Annotated in this window: 14 protein-coding genes; 7 read left to right on the forward strand and 7 right to left on the reverse strand. The window is 72.9% G+C overall.

Annotated elements, in window-relative coordinates:
- Positions 1-173: 173 nt before the first annotated feature.
- Positions 174-1,307 carry a serine hydrolase domain-containing protein gene (locus tag ACZ4UB_RS04485; protein ID WP_468068191.1) on the forward strand — a complete coding sequence of 378 codons (1,134 nt, stop codon included), beginning with the start codon at positions 174-176 and terminating at the stop codon, positions 1,305-1,307.
- Positions 1,308-1,342: 35 nt separating this feature from the next.
- Here the strand turns inward: ACZ4UB_RS04485 and ACZ4UB_RS04490 are convergent, their stop codons facing one another.
- On the reverse strand, positions 1,343-3,334 hold the full coding sequence (locus ACZ4UB_RS04490; RefSeq protein ID WP_468068192.1) for a heavy metal translocating P-type ATPase: 1,992 nt from the start codon (positions 3,332-3,334) through the stop codon (positions 1,343-1,345).
- Positions 3,335-3,406: 72 nt separating this feature from the next.
- Between ACZ4UB_RS04490 and ACZ4UB_RS04495 the strand changes: the two genes are divergently transcribed.
- Positions 3,407-3,751 (forward strand): ArsR/SmtB family transcription factor, encoded by a 345-nt coding sequence (locus ACZ4UB_RS04495; protein ID WP_468068193.1) that lies wholly within the window; start codon positions 3,407-3,409, stop codon positions 3,749-3,751.
- Positions 3,752-3,814: 63 nt separating this feature from the next.
- Here the strand turns inward: ACZ4UB_RS04495 and ACZ4UB_RS04500 are convergent, their stop codons facing one another.
- Both ACZ4UB_RS04500 and ACZ4UB_RS04505 read right to left on the reverse strand, forming a co-directional pair.
- Positions 3,815-6,553 carry a DNRLRE domain-containing protein gene (locus ACZ4UB_RS04500; protein ID WP_468068194.1) on the reverse strand — a complete coding sequence of 913 codons (2,739 nt, stop codon included), beginning with the start codon at positions 6,551-6,553 and terminating at the stop codon, positions 3,815-3,817.
- Positions 6,554-6,734: 181 nt separating this feature from the next.
- Complete coding sequence (locus ACZ4UB_RS04505) at positions 6,735-8,693, reverse strand: glycoside hydrolase family 5 protein (protein ID WP_468068195.1); 1,959 nt, start codon at positions 8,691-8,693, stop codon at positions 6,735-6,737.
- A 202-nt stretch (positions 8,694-8,895) separates the two neighbouring features.
- Here ACZ4UB_RS04505 and ACZ4UB_RS04510 point away from each other — a divergent pair, with 202 nt between their 5' ends.
- From ACZ4UB_RS04510 to ACZ4UB_RS04520, 3 genes are all read left to right on the forward strand, one after another.
- Entirely contained in the window at positions 8,896-9,198 is a 303-nt protein-coding gene (locus ACZ4UB_RS04510) for a hypothetical protein (protein WP_351049094.1), read from the forward strand.
- Between the two features lie 82 nt (positions 9,199-9,280).
- Positions 9,281-9,727: a Crp/Fnr family transcriptional regulator gene (locus ACZ4UB_RS04515; protein ID WP_468068196.1), complete on the forward strand. Its 447-nt coding sequence runs from the start codon at positions 9,281-9,283 to the stop codon at positions 9,725-9,727.
- 316 nt (positions 9,728-10,043) lie between these two features.
- Positions 10,044-10,466, forward strand: a complete 423-nt coding sequence (locus ACZ4UB_RS04520) for an SSI family serine proteinase inhibitor (RefSeq protein ID WP_468068197.1) — start codon at positions 10,044-10,046, stop codon at positions 10,464-10,466.
- A gap of 13 nt (positions 10,467-10,479) precedes the next feature.
- Here ACZ4UB_RS04520 and ACZ4UB_RS04525 read toward each other — a convergent pair whose 3' ends face one another.
- Positions 10,480-11,352 carry a GNAT family N-acetyltransferase gene (locus tag ACZ4UB_RS04525; protein WP_468068198.1) on the reverse strand — a complete coding sequence of 291 codons (873 nt, stop codon included), beginning with the start codon at positions 11,350-11,352 and terminating at the stop codon, positions 10,480-10,482.
- Positions 11,353-11,414: 62 nt separating this feature from the next.
- Positions 11,415-12,020 carry a hypothetical protein gene (locus tag ACZ4UB_RS04530; protein ID WP_468068199.1) on the reverse strand — a complete coding sequence of 202 codons (606 nt, stop codon included), beginning with the start codon at positions 12,018-12,020 and terminating at the stop codon, positions 11,415-11,417.
- Positions 12,021-12,211: 191 nt separating this feature from the next.
- Here ACZ4UB_RS04530 and ACZ4UB_RS04535 point away from each other — a divergent pair, with 191 nt between their 5' ends.
- Together ACZ4UB_RS04535 and ACZ4UB_RS04540 are read left to right on the forward strand one after the other, a co-directional pair.
- Positions 12,212-12,664, forward strand: coding sequence for a VOC family protein (locus ACZ4UB_RS04535; protein WP_468068200.1), 453 nt, complete (start codon positions 12,212-12,214; stop codon positions 12,662-12,664).
- Positions 12,665-12,742: 78 nt separating this feature from the next.
- Entirely contained in the window at positions 12,743-13,477 is a 735-nt protein-coding gene (locus ACZ4UB_RS04540; RefSeq protein ID WP_468068201.1) for an SIR2 family NAD-dependent protein deacylase, read from the forward strand.
- Between the two features lie 41 nt (positions 13,478-13,518).
- Here the strand turns inward: ACZ4UB_RS04540 and ACZ4UB_RS04545 are convergent, their stop codons facing one another.
- Positions 13,519-14,001 (reverse strand): VOC family protein, encoded by a 483-nt coding sequence (locus tag ACZ4UB_RS04545; protein ID WP_468068202.1) that lies wholly within the window; start codon positions 13,999-14,001, stop codon positions 13,519-13,521.
- Between the two features lie 109 nt (positions 14,002-14,110).
- Complete coding sequence (locus ACZ4UB_RS04550; RefSeq protein WP_468068203.1) at positions 14,111-17,686, reverse strand: bifunctional glycosyltransferase/CDP-glycerol:glycerophosphate glycerophosphotransferase; 3,576 nt, start codon at positions 17,684-17,686, stop codon at positions 14,111-14,113.
- Positions 17,687-17,801: the final 115 nt, after the last annotated feature.

A 17,801-nucleotide genomic window follows, 5' to 3' on the forward strand; every position in this document is an offset into this window, starting at 1 on the left:
GGCTCCACACCTACAATCACCACCGCGGACACACCGCACTCGCAGGCAAACCACCCGCCAGCCGCGTCCCCAACCTCACAGGGCAATACACCTAGTCCGGTGGGTGGGGAATACGGGCCAGGGGCGCCGGGTTGGCGGGACTGCCAGGTCAACGGGACGGTTCGGGAGGGTTCATGGCAGTGAACGGCACGGTGGTCGACGGGTTCGAGGGGGTGCGCGAGGAGTTCGCCGCCTTCCTCGCGGCCGAGGAGCACGCGCCCGGCGCTCAGTTGGTGGTGTACCGGGGCGGTGAGCGGGTCGTGGACCTGTGGTCGGAGGGGGTGGACGCAGGCTCCCTGCTCGGCGTCTTCTCGTCCACCAAGGGCGCGGCGTACCTGGTGGCGGCGCTGCTGGTGCAGGACGGCGTGTTGGACCTGGACCGGACCGTCGCCTCGTACTGGCCGGACTTCGCGCAGGAGGGCAAGGGCGGGATCACGCTGCGCGAGTTGCTGGCCCACCGGTCCGGGGTGATCGGTGCGGACGCCGGGTTCACCGCGGCGGAGCTGGCGGACGACCGGGCGTTGGCGGCCCGGTTGGCGGGGCAGCGCCCCTTCTGGCAGCCGGGCCGGTTCTTCGGCTACCACGCCATCGTGATCGGCGCCCTGGTCGGCGAGGTGGTGTTCCGGGCCACCGGGCGCACGCTCCAGGCCTGGTACGAGGAGCGGATCCGCGCTCCGCACGGTCTCGATCTGTGGCTGGGCCTGCCGGAGTCCGAGGAGCCGCGCTTCCTGAGCACGCTGGCGATGCTGCCGACGCCGGAGCAGGCGGCCGAGATCGAGGCGGCCGCCGCGAGCCCGTACGGCCTCGGCGGGATCGCCTTCAACGAGCACGCGCCGGGCAACGGCGAGTTGTACGACTTCCCCAACTCGCGTGCCGTGCGCGCCGGGGGCCAGGCGTCGGCGGGCGGGATCGGCTCGGCGCGCGGTCTGGCGGGCCTGTACGCGGCGGCCGCCTTCGGCCTGGACGGACGGGCCGCCCTGCTGAAGCCGGACACGGCCGCCGAGTTCGCCCGGATCCACTCGGAGGGCAAGGACCTCGTGAGCGGCACGGCGAAGGCGTTCGGCCTCGGCTTCCAGAGCTACGGCCCGAACTTCCCGGCCCTGGGCGCGGGCGCCTTCGGCCACAGCGGCGCCGCGGGTTCCCTGGCGCTCGCCGACCCCCGGCAGGGCTTCGCGTACGGCTACGCGCGGCGCCGGTACGCCTTCCCCGGCGGCGCCGCCCCGGAGAACGAGCGCCTCCTGTGGGCGGTGGTCCGCGCGCTGGCCTGACGGGAACGCGCCCCGACGGGTGCCGGTGGGGCGGGTCAGCGGGGTGTGCCGTCGGGGTGGCGCAGCAGTCGCAGGGCGTTGGCCACGACGATCAGCGTGGAGCCCTCGTGGACGAGGACGGCCGGGCCGATGCCCATGCCCAGGACGGTCGCCGGGACCAGGACCGCGACGATGCCGAGGCTCAGCCAGAGGTTCTGCCGGATGATCCGGCTGGCCCGGCGACTGAGGCCGGTGATGAACGGCAGTCGACGCAGGTCGTCGGACATCAGCGCGATGTCCGCCGTTTCCAGGGCGACGGCGGAACCGGCCGCGCCCATCGCCACGCCCACCGTCGCGCGGGCCATCGCGGGCGCGTCGTTGACCCCGTCACCGATCATGGCGGTCCGGTCCGCGGCGCGCAGCCGGGCCACTTCGGTGACCTTGTCCTGCGGCATGAGGCCGCCGCGGACCTCGTCCATGCCGACCGCGCGGCCCACCTCGTCGGCGACCCGCTGGTCGTCGCCGGAGAGCATGACCATCCGGGTCACGCCGAGTCCGCGCAGCCGGGCCACCGTGTCGGCGGCGTCCGGACGCGGGGCGTCCATCAGGCCGAGCGTGCCGAGGTAGCGCTCGCCCCGGCGCACCAGCATGGTGGTGCGGCCGGCCTCGGCGAGCTGCCTGGTCCGCTCGCGCAGCGCGGCCGGTACGGGCGGGCCCGCGAGGGTGTCGGCGTAGGCCAGGCTGCCGATGTGGACGTCCTCGCCGTCGAGTTCGGCGGTGACGCCGCGGCCGATGACGGCGCGCAGGTTCACGGCGGCGGCCGCTTCGGGCGCGGCGCCCAAGAGGGCGGGGGCGTCGCGGACGACGGCCTGCGCGAGGGGGTGGTCGCTCAGGCGCTGCACCGCGAGGGCGGTGCGCAGCAGTTCCCGCGGGCCGACGCCGTCGGCGGCCTCGGCCTCGGTCAGCCGCGGGCGGCCCTCGGTCAGGGTTCCGGTCTTGTCGAAGGCGAGGGTGCGCAGCCGCCCGAACTCCTCCAGCGGGGCGCCGCCCTTGACGAGTACGCCGCCACGGGCCGCGCGGCCGACGGCGCTGAGGACGGCGGCCGGGGTCGCGATGGCGAGGGCGCAGGGGCTGGCGGCGACGAGGACGGCCATCGCCCGGTAGAAGGTGTCGGCGAAGGGTTCACCGGTGAGGGCGCCGACGCCGAGCAGCACCGCGACCAGGGCCAGCACGCCGGGGACGAACACCTTCTGGAAGCGGTCGGTGAAGCGCTGGGTGGGTGAGGTGCGCTCCTCGGCCTCCCGCACCATGCGCACCACCCGGGCGAGGGTGTTGTCCCGGGCGAGGCGGGTGACGACCACGTCGAGGGCGCCGGCGCCGTTGACCGTGCCGGCGAAGACCCGGCTCCCCGCGTCGACGGCGGCCGGGTCCGCGAGGGCCGCGGCGCGGTCGGCGACCGGCTGCTTGTCGACGGGGATGCTCTCGCCGGTGATGGCCGACTGGTCGAGGCTGCCGGTGCCGGAGGCGACGAATCCGTCGGCGGGGACCCGGGTGTGCGGGCGGACCAGGACGGTGTCGCCCACGACCAGCTCCTCCACGGGGACCTCGACCGGGGTCGCTGCGCGCAGGACGAGCGCGCTGCGGGGTGCCAGCTCGCCCAGCGCCTCGATGGACCTGCGGGCGCGCCCCATCGCGTAGCCCTCCAGGGCGTGACCGAGGCTGAAGAGTACGAGCAGGACGGCGCCCTCCTCCCACTTGCCGATGGCGGCGGCGCCCGCCGCGGCGACCAGCATGAGGAAGTCGACCTGGAAGCGGCCGCGCCGGACGGTGAGCAGCGCTTCGCGGAGGGTGAAGAATCCGCCGAAGACGTAGGCGGCGACGAAGAGGGGTGGGGTGGCGGGGCCGCCGTTGCCCGTCAGCTCCAGGATCAGGCCGGTGAGGTAGACGGTGAGGGCGAGCAGGGCGCTGACCAGTTCGGCGCGCTCGCTGAGGAAACCGTGCGCGTGGCCGTCGCCGCGGGGCGGGTCCGGCGTGCGGTTCGTATTCATGGAACGAACATATCAGTAAATCCACATATATGAATCTGTACACATCTCAATCCCTTGACTTAGAGTGGCTCCATGGAACCCTCGGCCGCCCCCACCCTCACCGAACCGGACGCCGAGGCGGTCGCCGAGGTCATGCAGGGCCTCGCCTCGCCCGCCCGGATCCGGATCCTCGCCCGCCTGCTGCACGCGCCGTGCTCGGTCGGCGAACTCGCCGACGATCTGGGCCTCGGCCAGCCCACCGTCTCCAACCATCTGCGGCTGCTGCGCCACCTCGACCTCGTCACGGGCCGCCGCACGGGCCGCAGCGTCGTCTACGAGCTGCACGACGCCCACGTGAGCGCACTGCTCCAGCAGGTCCTGGCCCACATCGGGCACGGCGAGCCGGGCGCCGCCCCGGTCCCCGCCCCCGCTGACTGACCGGGACGCGCGAAGGGGGCGCGGGCCGACACGGCCCGCGCCCCCTTCGACGGGGTCCTGCCGTTACTGCGGGCCGAAGGTCAGGGTCAGCTGGGGCGTCCCCTCGTTCGCGGCCGCCTCCGAGGACCACAGCCACGCCGGGTCGGCGCCGCCGTTCGTCAGCGCCAGGCTGTAGGAGCCGTTCAGGGCCGCGGCGACGGTGGCCCGGTCCAGGGTGGTCGTGGCGACCGCCGAGCCGTCCGCGATGCCGGCGAAGCTGCCGAGCGCGGTGGCGCCGAGGGCCGGACGGTTGTTGTAGGTCGTTCCGGTCTCCGTCCACGCGCCGGTGACCGGGACCACGGACACGGTGTCGGTGGTCCCCGCCCCGCTCATCGTGTTCGTCTTCACGCTCAGCGTGGCCGACTTCAAGACCGTGCCGGCGGGCGCCGCGGGGAGGGTGAAGCGCAGGTAGCTCTGGTAGAGCGCGCTGCCGCCCACCGCCAGGGAACCGGAGGTGCCGAAGTTGGTGCCGGGTGCGCCCGCGTTGGCGTAGGTGTCCTCGGCGGCCTGGACCTGGACGACCGAGTCCGCCGGAGCCGTGGCGAGGGCGTAGTGGTTCTGCACCTGCGCGGGGGTCAAGGCCGTCGGGTAGACGGCGGTCTCGTCGAGCTGGCCCGCCCAGTAGTCGCTCGTGGGACGCTCCGGCCAGCCGTTCAGGTTGTCACCGCCCGCGTGCCAGTAGCCGGCGAAGTTCTCGTTCGTGGTGACGTTCAGGGTGCCCTTCGCCGCCCCGTCCACATAGAGGACCATGCCGCCCGCGCCCTGGGTCGCGACGACGTGGTGCCACTGGTTGTCGTTGTAGCGGGCGGCGCCGCCCGTGGTGATCGTGCGGGTGGCTCCGGTGTAGACGCCGAAGGTCAGGCGGCCGTCGTTGGTCATGTAGACGTGCTTGTCGTACTGGCTGCTGCCGCGCGCCTGGTTGTTGCCGAAGCCGACGAGCTTGCCGCCGCGCGTGGTGTTCGTCTTGAACCAGGTCTCCAGCGTGTAGGTGTTGCCGACCGTCGAGCGGCGGTCGCCGTACACCTGGGTGTCCGTCCCGCCCAGACCGATCGCCGTGCTCGCGCCGGTGACCGCGCCGGGCGTCTGGCGCAGCGCCGGCGCGTTCAGGTGGACACCGCTGGAGTTGCCGCCGTCCGAGGAGTCGGCGACGAAGGGCAGCACGCTCTCGTCGTAGCGCCAGTACTGCGCGGCGCCGTCCGCGCGCACCTGGTTCGGGTAGGCGTCCGCGGTGGCCGGTACGGTCACCGATGCCGTGGCGGAGAGGGCGCTGGTGTTGCCCGCGCCGTCGGTCGCGGTCACCCGGTAGCTGTACGACTGGCCCGCGGAGACGGTGGTGTCGGTCCACGAGGCCTGCGGGCGCCGGAAGAACAGCGAGTCGGCGGCGACCGTGGCGATCGGCGTGGCGGAGCCGCCCCGGTACACCTTGTAGGTCAGCGTGCTGTCGTCGAGGTCGAGGCTGGTGCGCCAGCGCACCTGGACCTGGCCGGGCTTGAAGCTCACCGCGCTCGCGACCGGGACGGTCGGCGCTCCGGTGTCCCCGGTGGAGGCGAAGCGGGTCAGGCTCTGCTGCGCGGAGCCGTTGACGGTGGTGAACTCGCCGCCGACCCAGAGGTATTGCGTCCCGGCCTTGGAGCCGACCGTCATCACCCGCGGTCCGATGCCCTCGCCGATGCCGTCGTTGGTGTCGGGGGCCCAGCCCAGTTTGGCCGTGCCGGTGGTGGGTTCGGCGAGCAGGTGGTGGCGCTGCCCGTCGGGGTACTCGCCGACGCTGGAGCAGTCGTGCGCGTGCGAGGCGCTGTAGAGCACGTTCTGGTAGGGCAGCACGGCCTGGGTGGCGCCGAGGCAGGTGTCGCGCCAGCGCTGGCCGAAGCCGTCGAGGTCGAGCGCGATCCGGCCGTCGAAGACCCCGCCGCCGGTGCCCTCGTTGCCGGTGTAGAAGCCGGTGGCGTCGACGGCGATGTCCTTGACAACCGAATTGGTCTCGATGAAGCCGGGGTAGGACTTGGCGAGCGCACCACTGGTGGCGTCCACGACGGCGAGCGCGTGGGTGTTCGTACCGTTGACGGTGAAGAAGTCGCCGCCGATCAGCACGTTCTTGCCGTCGGGGGTCACCTCGACCGCGCGGCCCGGTTCGTCGGCGTCGGCCGTGAAGGGCCGCAGGGCGCCGTCGGCCGTGGCGACGGCGGCGAAGCGCTGGCGCGACTGGCCCTGGACGGTCAGGAAGTCGCCGCCCGCGTAGACGGTGTCGTCAGTGACGGCGAGCGCGCGGACCGTGGCCGCGAAGGACGGGTGGAACGCGGCCTTCGGGGTGCAGGTCGCCACGTCGATCGCGGCGAGGCTGGAGACCGGCGTGCCGTTGACGGCGCCGAAGTACCCGCCCGCGTACAGGGTCTGCTTGTCGGGCGACAGGGCCAGCGCGCGGACCGTGGCGGTGCCGCCGCCGACGGTGAAGGAGAGCGTGCAGGCCGTCGGGGCGCCGGTCGCCGCGTCGAGGGCGACGAAGTTGACCGCGGACCGCTCGGCTCCGGCGCCGCCCTCGGGCGGCCGGACGGCCGAAAAGGTGCCACCGGCGAAGATCGTGCCGTTCGCTTCGGCGAGCGCCCAGACGACGCCGTTGGGCTGCCAGCTCGACAGCGCGTCGGCCGTGAAGGCCACGGGCGGCGTGAGCGCCGCGGCCTGTGGTATGAGGCCCAGAGCGACGGCCGTCGCGCCACCGGACAGGGCCAGGACGAGAGCGGTCGCCAGGCCTTTGGATCTGCGCATGAACCCCCCAGTTCAAGATGCGAGGTGCTGAAGGTGCACGGCGGTGCGTGCGCACACATGGCCGGAAACAGCCGAACCGGCGTCGTGCGTAGGGCGCACACTAGGGCGATTTCGCTCCGCGTTCACCACACTTGACCCATCGGATGCGGAAAAGCGCGCTCCCGCCCCGCCCGACGCCCCGTCAGCCGAGCGGCGCCACGCGGCACAGGAGCGCGGCGGCGGACGGGCGGAACCCGACCCGGGTGGTGAAGGCGATGCCCGCCGCGTACTCCGTGGGCAGGCACTGGCCCTTGTAGGCGCCGTAGGCGAACTCCCCGCCCGCCGCGCCCGACGGCCGGTTGTCGCCCCGGTCGAACCAGACAGTGCGGCCCGCTCCGGCGAGGGCGGCGCGGCCCGGCGCGCACAGGGCCGCGGAGAGCCGCTCGCCGCGCACGCTGTACCCGATCAGGAACTGGCCCGCCGGGCACTGGAGCTTCGTGTAGCCGCCCGCCCAGTCGCCACCGGCCGGCACGTACCGCTCGTCGCGCACCACGCTCTGGGCGCCCGTCGCGGCCCGCAGGCCTGAGCTGACGCAGAGACCCCGGCCCCCGGTGTGGCTCAGACCGACCAGCCCGGAGCCGTCGGGGCAGACCGCCTTGCGGGCCCCGCCGTCCCAGTCGCCGGTGGCCCGGGTGAGCAGCGAGGCGACCTGGTCGCGGTGGTCGGTGGTGAGCATGGACCAGCGGGTGACGGGGGCGACCGGCCCGCCGCGCCCGGCGGAGGCGGCGAGGGCGGCCCAGGGGGCGGTGCGCCAGTCCCCCGGGTCCAGGACCCCGGTGCGGCGGCCCGCGGCGTCGTAGCGGAGCAGGGCCCAGTCGTCGCCGCCCGGCGCGCCCTGCGCCGTGGTGCTCCAGCCGACCAGCGGCCAGTACGCGAAGTCGGCGTCGGAGGTGGCCAGGTACGAGGTGAGGCGGGTGAACCAGGTCCGCGGCGCGGCGACGGCCTCACCCGCGCCGATGCCGAACTCGCTGACCCACACCGGGGCGGTGAAGTGGTTGCCGGTCTCCGCGGAGACGTAGAAGGCCTGGTCGTACAGGGCCTGTTCGAGTTCGGCGGCGCTCATGTCCTGGTAGCGCGGGTCGTGGGTCTCGCCGAGCCCGGTCGCGCCGCTGTGGTGGGGCCCGGTGTAGCCGTAGAAGTGGGCGGAGTAGACCAGCTTGTCCGAGGCCACGAGCGTGTGGGAGAGGGTGCGCACGGGCGTCAGGGTGGGGCGGCCGTGCGGCAGCCCGTCCAGCGGGATGCCGGTCCAGTTGATGCCCTCGATGACGACGAGCAGGTCGGGGTTGGCCTCGGTGAGGATCCGGTCGGCGGCCTCCTCGGCCGCCGCGTACCAGTCGTGTCCGTCCCCCAGGCCCCAGTTGGGGTCGTCGAGGGCGTCGCGGCGCACCTCGTTGTAGAGGTCGGCGCCGACCACCCGCGGGTTGGCGCGGTAGTGACGGGCGAGGAACACCCAGTCGTCGGCCCACTGGGCGGTGGAACGCCCGCTGTTCCAGCGTTCGTTGCCGTCCAGGCCGCAGCACCAGCGGGTGGTGTTGGTGTGGTTGTTGAGGATGACCGCGAATCCGTCGGCGGTCAGCGCGGCGACGACCGCGTCGTACACCTGGAACGGCGTCTTCCCGCGCAGCGTCGGATTGGCCGCGACCGCGGCGTCCGGGACGGGGGCGGTGGTGCGCAGCATCTCGCCGGAGAAGGGCAGCCGGATGCTGTTGAGGCCCAGCGCGTGGAAGTCGGCGAGCAGGGCCGTGATCGGGGTCCGGTCGAGGCCCAGCGGAATCCCGTGGGAGTCCTGGCCCGCGTGGTGGGTGGCGGGGTCGGCCGCGTCCCCGGAGCCGTTCCAGGAGCCCTGGGCGCCGTCCCAGTTCCCGGAGCGCAGCCGCATGCGCTCGCCCTTCGCGTCCACGACGTAGCGGCCGCGGGTCGACAGCGGCGGCGTCCAGGACGCGGCGGCCGCCGGAGCCGCGGCCACGGGAGCGCCGCCGACGCCCGTCGCCGCGGCCCGCGCCGGTCCGGTCGGTACGGCGAGGGCCGTGACCAGCAGCGCGCACAGCAGCGGCGCGCACCGCAGGAGGGCGTGGCGGGCCACGCGTAGGGGGCTCTGCATCTCGCACCTGCCGGTCCGGTCGCCTGTCAGACATGAATGAACGCGGTCAAGTTACCGGCCGGTCGCCGCCAGTGGAAGGGCGACGGCGGCCGCGCCCGGGGCCCCGGCGGGCGCGCACCCTGGCGAAAGCGCCACGCCGTGGCCCCGGCCCCTCTACCGTGCCTGCAGGGGGATCGGCTCGGTCGACGGAAGGCGGGGGCGGATGGACAGGGAAGAAGACATGCGGCTGGCGAGGATCACCCCGGAGATCTCGCGCCGCACCATCACGCTGCTGCGGGAGCTGGCCGGACTGGAGCCGCCGGAGCGGGTGCCGGAGGACGCGATGGTCCTCGCGGACGCGATCCTCGCCGAGCACGGCACGGACGGGCTGCGGGTCCTCGTGATGACCCTCTCCGCCTGGGCGACCGCCCAGATAGAGAACGTCGCGGAGCTGAGCCAGCGCAGCTACGAGGCGGTGCTCGACGCGATGGAGCTGGCCTGCCTGGAGGCCAACGGCGACGAATGACGGCGGATCGCGACGGGGAACGGCCAACGGGCCGCCGGTCGGCGACACTGGGTGGAGCGGGGGGTCCCGATCGGAGGCCGTCGTGAGCAACCCTTCCCCCATCCGACTCGCAGCCGCCCTGTCCACCGAACACCGCGGGCGGCTGATGAGCTACGCCCGCGAGGTCAATTTCCCCGAGGGCGCGCGGATCTTCGACGAAGGAAACCGCGCCGAAACCTTCTGGATCGTGCGCTCCGGCACCGTCACCCTGGAGATCCCGGTCCCCGGCCGCCGGCCCACCCCGGTGGAGAGCCTCGGCCCCGGTGAGCTGGTGGGCTGGTCATGGCTGTTCCCGCCGTACGTCTGGCAGCTGGGCGCCGAGGCGATGACCCCGGTGCGCGCGTACGAGTTCGACGGAACGACCGTCCGGATGCTGATGGACGCCGACCCCGCCTTCGGTTCCGCCGTGGGCCACTGGGTGGGCCGGGTACTGGCCCACCGCCTCCACCAGACCCGCACCCGCCTGCTCGACCTGTACGCCCCCCACTAGGGCTTACGCGCCTTCCACCAGGGCCCCGCAGCGGCGCCGACGGGGCCCGCACCGACCGGATACCGGCCTGCCGCGGGCCTTCGCTGGCCCGATGTCGACGGACCGATCTTCGGCCGTTTCGTATACAGGTTCTATACAGGTTTTCCTACAGGTCACAGGACTCCGGACCGACACAACCAGCAATCATGCGGTCGCTTTCGGTGACGTGAAATGGGGGTGCCGGTCAGCGGTCGCGCCCTGGGTGGGCAAGACTCGTGTCCGCTATCCGAAACAACCACCCAAGGGAGTGTTCGAAATGCGGTCCATCGCAAGGGGTATGGGTCTCGCTTCCGCGGCCATGGCGCTCACCGCGCTCACCGCACTGGCCGGGTCGGGGGCGGCCGACGCCGCGCCCTCCGGCACCGAGAGCCTCTACGCGCCGTCCGCGCTGGTGCTCGGGATCACGGCGGGCGACGACGCCCGCAACGGAACGGTCCTGCGCGCCGTGACGCTGGTCTGCGCACCCCGCCCGAGCGGGACCCACCCGGACCCGGCCGGCGCGTGTACGGAGTTACTCGCGGCCGACGGCCAGGCCGACACGATCACCCGCGGCGGCTCCGCCAAACCGTGCACCCGGGAGTGGGACCCGGTGACGGTCACGGCCGACGGCGTGTGGCAGGGCAAGCGCTACACCTACCAGCACACCTTCGCCAACCACTGCGCGATGCGGGGAGGCAGCGGGACCCTGTTCGCGTTCTGACGATCGCCCCGGGTCAGCCCAGTTCGAGGCTGGTCACCCCGTAGAGACCGGGGAGGTCGACCTCCGGCGCGGGGCCCGTGTACATCCGGGCGGCCTCGAAGGTGGGGACCAGGCCGATTCCGGACACGAGGGCGAGGGCGGCGGGATTGGCGTCGGGCACGTCCACCGCCACCGGTCCCGCTCCCCCGTCCGGGGCCCCGGGCACCGTCGCCGCCAGCCGCTGGATCAGGGCGGCGGCGACGGCCGGGGTGGCGGCGTAGAGCGGACCGATCCGCGAGGCCCCGCTGCACGGCCGGATCACCCCGAGGCCCTCCACCCGTCCGTCACGGACGGCCGCGAGGGCCGTACGGCCGGGCAGGCCGGTCCAGGCCGCGAGGAAGGAATCGCGCGGCTCGGGGAAGAACCGCCGGTCGTAGGCGGCCAGTTCGGCGAAGGGCAGGGAGCGGGCGTCGATCACCTCGACGCCGGACCCGGCTCCGCCGTCCTCCCGCGGCAGCGGGACGCCCTCGTGGCGGACGTTGTTCCAGGCCGAACGGAAGCCGGACTTGCGGTAGTTGTCCTGCTGGGCGACGACCCCGTCCAGGCCGACGAGGCGCCCGTCGAGCCGGGCCATGGCGGCGTTCCAGAGCTGGATCCCGTACCCCTGCCCGCGCACCTCGGGGCGGGCGATGTAGAAGCCGACGAAGCCGAAGCCGGCGCCGTAGCGGACCGCCGAGACGCAGGCCACGGGCTCGCCGCCCCGCCGTCCCACCAGGAAGCCGCGCGGATCGGCCACGGCGAAGGCCAGCCGGTCGGTGTCACCGGGATTCCAACCTTCGTCGTCGGACCAGGCCCGGAACAGTTCCATGTCGGCGGCGCTCGCGCCGGCGATCTCGAATGCGCTCATGTGCGGTGTTGTACCAGAGGTGCGGTCCGTCCCGGTACGGTGCCCGCCCGGCCGACGGCCCGTCAGTGACCGCCCCGGGGCTCCCAGCAGCCGCCCTCCATGTACGAGCCGTGCGTCTCGATCCGCACCGGGTCGTGCAGTTGGCCACCGACGCAGGGTCCCCCCTCGTGGACGCGCAGCTGGAACCAGAGGGTGCCGGTCTGCCCCGCACCGGCGTGGACGACGCCCGGGCCCGCCGAGTAGCCGAGTCCCTCCAGCGCGGTGCGCAGCTCCGCCTCGGTGCGCGGGACCGTCCTGCCCCGACCGGTCAGGGCCTCCCGGATGCGGTCCGCGTGGGCCCGGCCGAGACACTGCTCCCTGGGGGTGTCGGGCAGTTCCCTCTTGAACGCGTTGTTCTCGGCGTACTTGTCCGCGGGCGGGTCCGTCCCCTCGCCGCCGGGGGCCTGCGGAAGGCTGGTGGCCAGGCCCGCGCAGCGGGCGGCGATCTCCGGGTACTGCTGGTCGTGCCGCTCGCCGGCTTCCCGGGCCCGGGCCGCGTAGTCCACGCTGGGGGAAGCCGCCGGGGAGGTGTTCGGGGCGCCGCCGCCCGTGGTCGACCTGGTGCCGCAGCCGCTCAGCACGAGCAGGGCGCAGGCCGAGAGGACGGCGGTGGACGTGCGGCGGAACATCGAGGCGGCTCCAGGTCCCTGGCGGATGGTCCCCGGCGGGCGGGGCTGAGCGATCAGTATGACCAACGGACGCCGCGGAAACCTGAGTACGGGTACTCAGTCGGCGGCCGGGGCCGCGCCCCGGCGCCGTTGTCAGTGGGCCCGGTTATAACGGGAAGGGAAGATCGCGTCCGTTCGCCCTGGAGGCCGCCATGACCGCTGTGCACTGGAAACTCGTCGTCGACTGCTCCGATCCGCTGCGCCTCGCGCGGTTCTGGTCGGCCGCGCTGGAGTACGCGCAGGAGGAGCACTCCGAGCTGATCGAGCGGCTGATCGGCTTCGGCGCGGTCACGGAGGACGACTGGATGGTGGTGGACGGCCGGAAGGTGTGGCGCAACGCCGCGGCCGTGCGCCACCCGGAGGACCCGGTCGACCCGGCGACCGGGATCGGGCTGGGGCGCCGCGTGCTCTTCAACGCCGTGCCGGAGCCCAAGCAGGGCAAGAACCGGATGCACATCGACCTGCACTTCGGTCCGGAGCGGCGGGTGGCGGAGAGCGAGCGGTTGACCGCGCTGGGGGCCACCGTGCTGCGGAGGGTGGAGGAGCACGGCATGTCGCACATCGTGATGGCGGACCCGGAGGGCAACGAGTTCTGCGTGCAGTGATGCCGGCGGCGCCACCGGCCGGTCGGCGCGCCGCTTAATGCTTCGCCCCGGGGGGCGGGGGCTGCGTAGGGTCGGGGCATGGGGAAGCCACTCGTCGTCGTGTTCAGCGGGGCCGGAATGTCCACCGATTCCGGGATTCCGGACTACCGGGGGCCGCAAGGCCTGTGGCGCCGGGAGCCCGGCGCCGAGAAATTGGTGACCTACGAGTACTACATGGCGGATCCGGAGATCCGGCGGCGGTCCTGGCTGATGCGCGCCGAGATCGCCGCGCTCGGGGCCCGGCCCAACGCGGCGCACCTGGCCGTGGCCGCGCTGGAGCGCGCCGGGACTCCGGTCCGGGTCGTCACCCAGAACGTCGACGGGCTGCACCAGATGGCCGGAATGCCCGACCGCAAGGTCTTCGAGCTGCACGGAACCACCCGGGCCGTCGTCTGCACCCGGTGTCACGTCCGCTCCCCGATGTCCGAGACCCTGGACCGGGTCGCGGCGGGCGAGCCCGACCCCGCCTGCCTGACCTGCGGCGGGATCCTCAAGGCCGGGACCGTGATGTTCGGCGAGCGACTCGATCCCGAGGTGCTGGCGCAGGCCGTGGCGGTGGCCAAGGGCTGCCAGGTCTTCATCGCCGTGGGCAGCACCCTCCAGGTGCAGCCCGCCGCCTCGCTGGCCGGGATCGCGGCCGACCACGGCGCCCGGCTGATCATCGTGAACGCGCAGGAGACCCCCTACGACCCGCTCGCCGACGAGGTGATCCGGGAGCCGATCGGGAGCGCCCTGCCCGCGCTCCTCGACCGGCTCCAGGAGATCCAGGTCTAGGTCTGGTCTGGGTCTGGGTCTGGGTCTGGGTCCCGCGGGGCTCAGCCGCCCGCGTGGGCCTTCTTCACCGCCGCCAGGTCGATCTTCGTCATCGTGTACACGGCGGCGCTGGCCCGTGCGGCCTTCTCCGGATCGGGGTCGCTGATCAGGTCGATCACCTCGGCCGGGACGACCTGCCACGACAGCCCGAAGCGGTCCTTGAGCCAGCCGCACTGCGAGGGCTCGCCGCCGTCCGCGGTCAGCGCCTCCCAGTAGCGGTCCACCTCGGCCTGGTCGGCGCAGTGGATCTGGAAGGAGACCGCCTCGCTGAAGGTGAAGAGGGGGCCGCCGTTGAGGGCGACGAACTTCTGTCCGTTGATCTCGAACTCGACGACCATCACGGACCCCGCCTCGCCCGGACCCGCGTCGGTGTAGTGGCCGATCCGACCGCGCTTGCCGTCCTTGAAGACGGAGAGGTAGAAGTCGGCGGCCGCTTCCGCGTTGTCGTCGAACCACAGGCACGTGGTGAAACCGTTGCTGATCATGAATGCCTCCAGCGGGTGTGGGCGGGTTCTCGTCCCTCCCATACAGACCGGTCCCGGGCCCGATTCTCATCGGTGGGCCCGGGACCAGTCCGCGAAGCACCCGTACGGGCTACATCTGGAGCATGCGGTCGACGACCCGCTCGGCCGCCCGGCCGTCGTCCAGGTCGCAGAACTCCGCGCGGAAGGCGGCGCGCCGCTCCGCCCACTCGGCGCCGATCGCGTCCGCGTCGCGCACCGCGGCGAGCAGGCTCGTCGCATCGTGCAGCAGCGGGCCCGGCCCCTTGGCCTCCAGGTCGATGGTGAGGCCGCGCAGCGTGCCGCTGTAGTGCGCCAGGTCGTAGCTGAACAGCAGGATCGGCCGGTCGGTGAGCGCGAAGTCGCACATCGCGGACGAGTAGTCCGAGATGAGGACGTCGGCCACCAACAGCAGGTCCGTGGCGTCGGCCCAGCGGGACACGTCCTTCACGAAGCCGTCGCGGACCGCGTCGCGGACCTGCTCGGTCACCCGGTAGTGGCCGCGGACCAGCAGCACGTGGTCCTCGCCGAGCTCGCGCCGGGCCTCGTCCAGGTCGATGCGCAGGTCGAGCTTGTAGCCGTTGGACCAGCCCTCGTTGTTCTCGCGCCAGGTCGGCATGTAGAGGACGACCTTCTTGCCCTCGGGCAGCCCGAGCCGGCGGCGGACCTCGGCGATCCGGTCGGCGTCGGGGCGCACCAGCGCGTCGGCGCGCGGGCTGCCGACTTCCATGACCTCGCCCTTGAAACCGAGGGCGCGCTTGAGGATGGGCGTGGCGAAGCTGCTCGGGGAGACCAGCAGCGACCACTGGGCGCTGTCGTGCTCCAGCGCTTCGAGCACCTCGGGGCTCGAGTAGTAGTCGTGGATGAAGTCGTGGCCGATCTGCTTGAGCGGCGTGCCGTGCCAGGTCTGGACGACGACCTGACCCTCGCGGCGGAAGAACGTCGCGGGCACGCTGTCGTTGGCGACGTAGTAGCGGGCCCGGGCCAGCACGTCCCACGCTTCCAGGCTGCGGTACTGCACGGCGCGCGCGGTCGGCGGGACCTCCGCGTGGCCGTCGCGGACCAGCCAGACGTGCTCCAGCTTCTCGCCGCGGCGCACCAGCTCCTCGTGGATGGCGCGCGGCGAGTCGCCCGCGCCGTTCCCCTGGAAGGTGTCGTAGACCACGATGTCCTTGACCGGGGCCTGGCGCTGCTGCGGGTAGGTCACGTCGCGGGCGATGCGCTGCGCGTAGCGGGAGCGGTCGTGCGGGGTCAGCAGCTGGTCGACGACCAGCGCCATGCGGTCGAAGAAGCGCGCTTCCACGCGCATCCGCCGGCCCTCGACGGTCAGGCCGGCGGGGCCGCTGCCGAGTGCGGGGGCGACCATCTGGACGGGGGCGCCCCGGTCGACGCCGAGCAGGCTCGCGGTGACGCCGCCCCGGCTGACCGGGCGCAGCGTCGGCCACCAGCGGCCGTGGGGCAACGTGGTCCGCCCCGCGAAGTGCTCGGGCAGCATCGGGACGAAGGAGGCCTCGAAGCGGCCGTCGCCGAGGGTGACGGGGTAGCTGTACTCCTCGCCGTGCCAGTTGTGCAGGACCAGCTCGTGCGGCTCGTCGGCGCTGTCGGCGGGCGGCAGGTAGGTGCCGCGCAGGGTCAGCCGACCGTCCTCGGTCGTGACGGTCTCCACCAGCGGCGGCGACGGCTGGAGGGCGAAGCAGAGGTGCCCGACGGCGGTGCGCTTGACGAAGACGGAGCGGCCGGTGTCGTCCCCGGGGACGGGCACCACGAGGCCGGTGAACCCGCCGCGCTCGTCGTGCGCGAGGTCGACGGCCGTGCCGTCGGCCCGGGTCACGGACAGGTTCCACGGCTCGGGGAGCCATTCGCCGGGGGCGGGCACCGCGTCGGGCACGGCGGCCAGGTCGGCGACGGGCACGCGGACGGTGAAGGCGCTGCGGCCGCCGTGGGCGCCCGGGGTGATCTCCAGCGGGAGCGTCACGACGGTGCCGCTGTTCTGGTGCTGGGCGCGCAGGGCGGCTCCGGCGCCGAAGTCGGCGGCGAGCTCGCCGCTGACCAGGAAGCCGGCGCCGTCGGCGTCGGGCCGGACGTCCAGGACCCGGGCGCGGACGACCTCGACCGTGACGGTGAGGGCACCGGCGACGGTGGGGACGATCCGGACGTCGGGCGCCACCCAGTGGGCGGGCGGGGTCAGGCCGCTGTCGTGGTCGCCGCCCTTGAGCCGGGCGCGGTGCAGACCGCCGGCGCCGGTGACGGCGATCGAGGTGGTCCAGGTGCCGTCGCGCCACTTGCCGCCCTGCTGGAAGACGGAGGGGTCGACGACGGCGGTGAAGCCGGCCCAGTCGGCGTGCCGCAGCGCGAGGTGCGCCGCGTTCACGGTGGCCATGGGCGCGGCGACGGTGCGGGTGTTGACGACCGTACGGCGGCGCTTGCCCTTCTCCCGGAAGATCAGCATCTTGCGGGAGCCCAGGCGGCTCTCGGCACCGAGGTGGCCCGGCAGGGCGTAGCCGCGCAGCAGCAGCTTGCCGCCGCTCCACGCCGCGTGTTCGAGCCTGCTGACGACGCGGCGTTCGCGCGGGCCGAGGGTGAGCACCTTGGCCGGGACGGGCGGGCGGCCCTGGAGGAAGGGGTAGTCGGCCTGCGGTCGGGCGAGGCCCTTGACCGGGACGCTGTAGGAGAAGTCGCTCTGGTGCTTGAGGAGGGCGATGAAGTCCTCGACGCGGCCTTCGCCGGCGAGGTAGGCCTTGAGCCGGTCGGCGACGGTGAGGTCGCTCCAGGGCTCGCTGCCGATCTCGCGGACCAGGGCGCCGACGTCGCGGACGAAGGCGTCGCGGAAGTCCTGGCCGCCCTCGGGCACGTACTTGTAGATGAGCGGGAGTTCTTCGCTCAGCACGTTGTGGTCGTAGTCGCGCAGGTAACGGGCGTACTTGGCGCCGGTCTTGGCCTTGAGCGCGTCGCGGACCAGGCGTACGGACGTGACGCGGTCGACGAGGGAGACCGGGTCGGTGGAGCGCTGGGTGATGGAGCGCTCGCCGGTCTCGCGGACGCGCCAGTGGTAGACGACGTCGCTGAGCACGTCGACGCTGGTGGCGAAGTAGTGCGCGGGGATGCTGACGGGGGCGTCCTCGTAGAGGATGCCCTCCGGGTACTGGAACCCGTGCTCGTCCCAGAAGGTGCGCCGGTAGACCTTGTTCCAGGCGGTCCGGTCGGTGACGAGCGGGGCGAACTTGGAGATGTGCGTCTTCAGCCGGGTCTTGGCGAAGGGCGCCTTGTGCCCCCACGACTGGTTCATGCCGACCGAGCGGAACCGCAGGACGTTGCCGCCGACGAAGTCCGAGCCGGTCTCGTCGAGGGTGTCCACCATCAGTTGGTAGGCGTTCGCCGGCAGGGTGTCGTCGCTGTCGACGAAGGCGAGGTACTCGCTGCCCTCCGACAGGTGCCGGGCGCCGGCGTTGCGGGCGGCGCCGAGTCCGGCGTTCTCCTGCATGACCAGTCGGAAGCGACCGTCCCGTGCGGCGAAGGCCTTGGCTATGACGGCACTGGTGTCCGTCGAGCCGTCGTCGACCATGATGACTTCGAAGTCGCCGAACGTCTGCGCGGCGAGAGACTCCAGGCACTCATCGAGGTAGAGCTCGACGTTGTAGACAGGGACGACGATGCTCAGGCGCGGGGGCATGGGTGACGAATTCTCCAGCGGGTCTGTCAGTCGATGATCAGCTAATTACAGCATCTTACTCTGTAACGGGATTATAAACTCCACCCAATCTGGACAAAACACTGCAGGTGGCAGG

Source organism: Streptomyces sp. NPDC028419 (assembly GCF_055565515.1).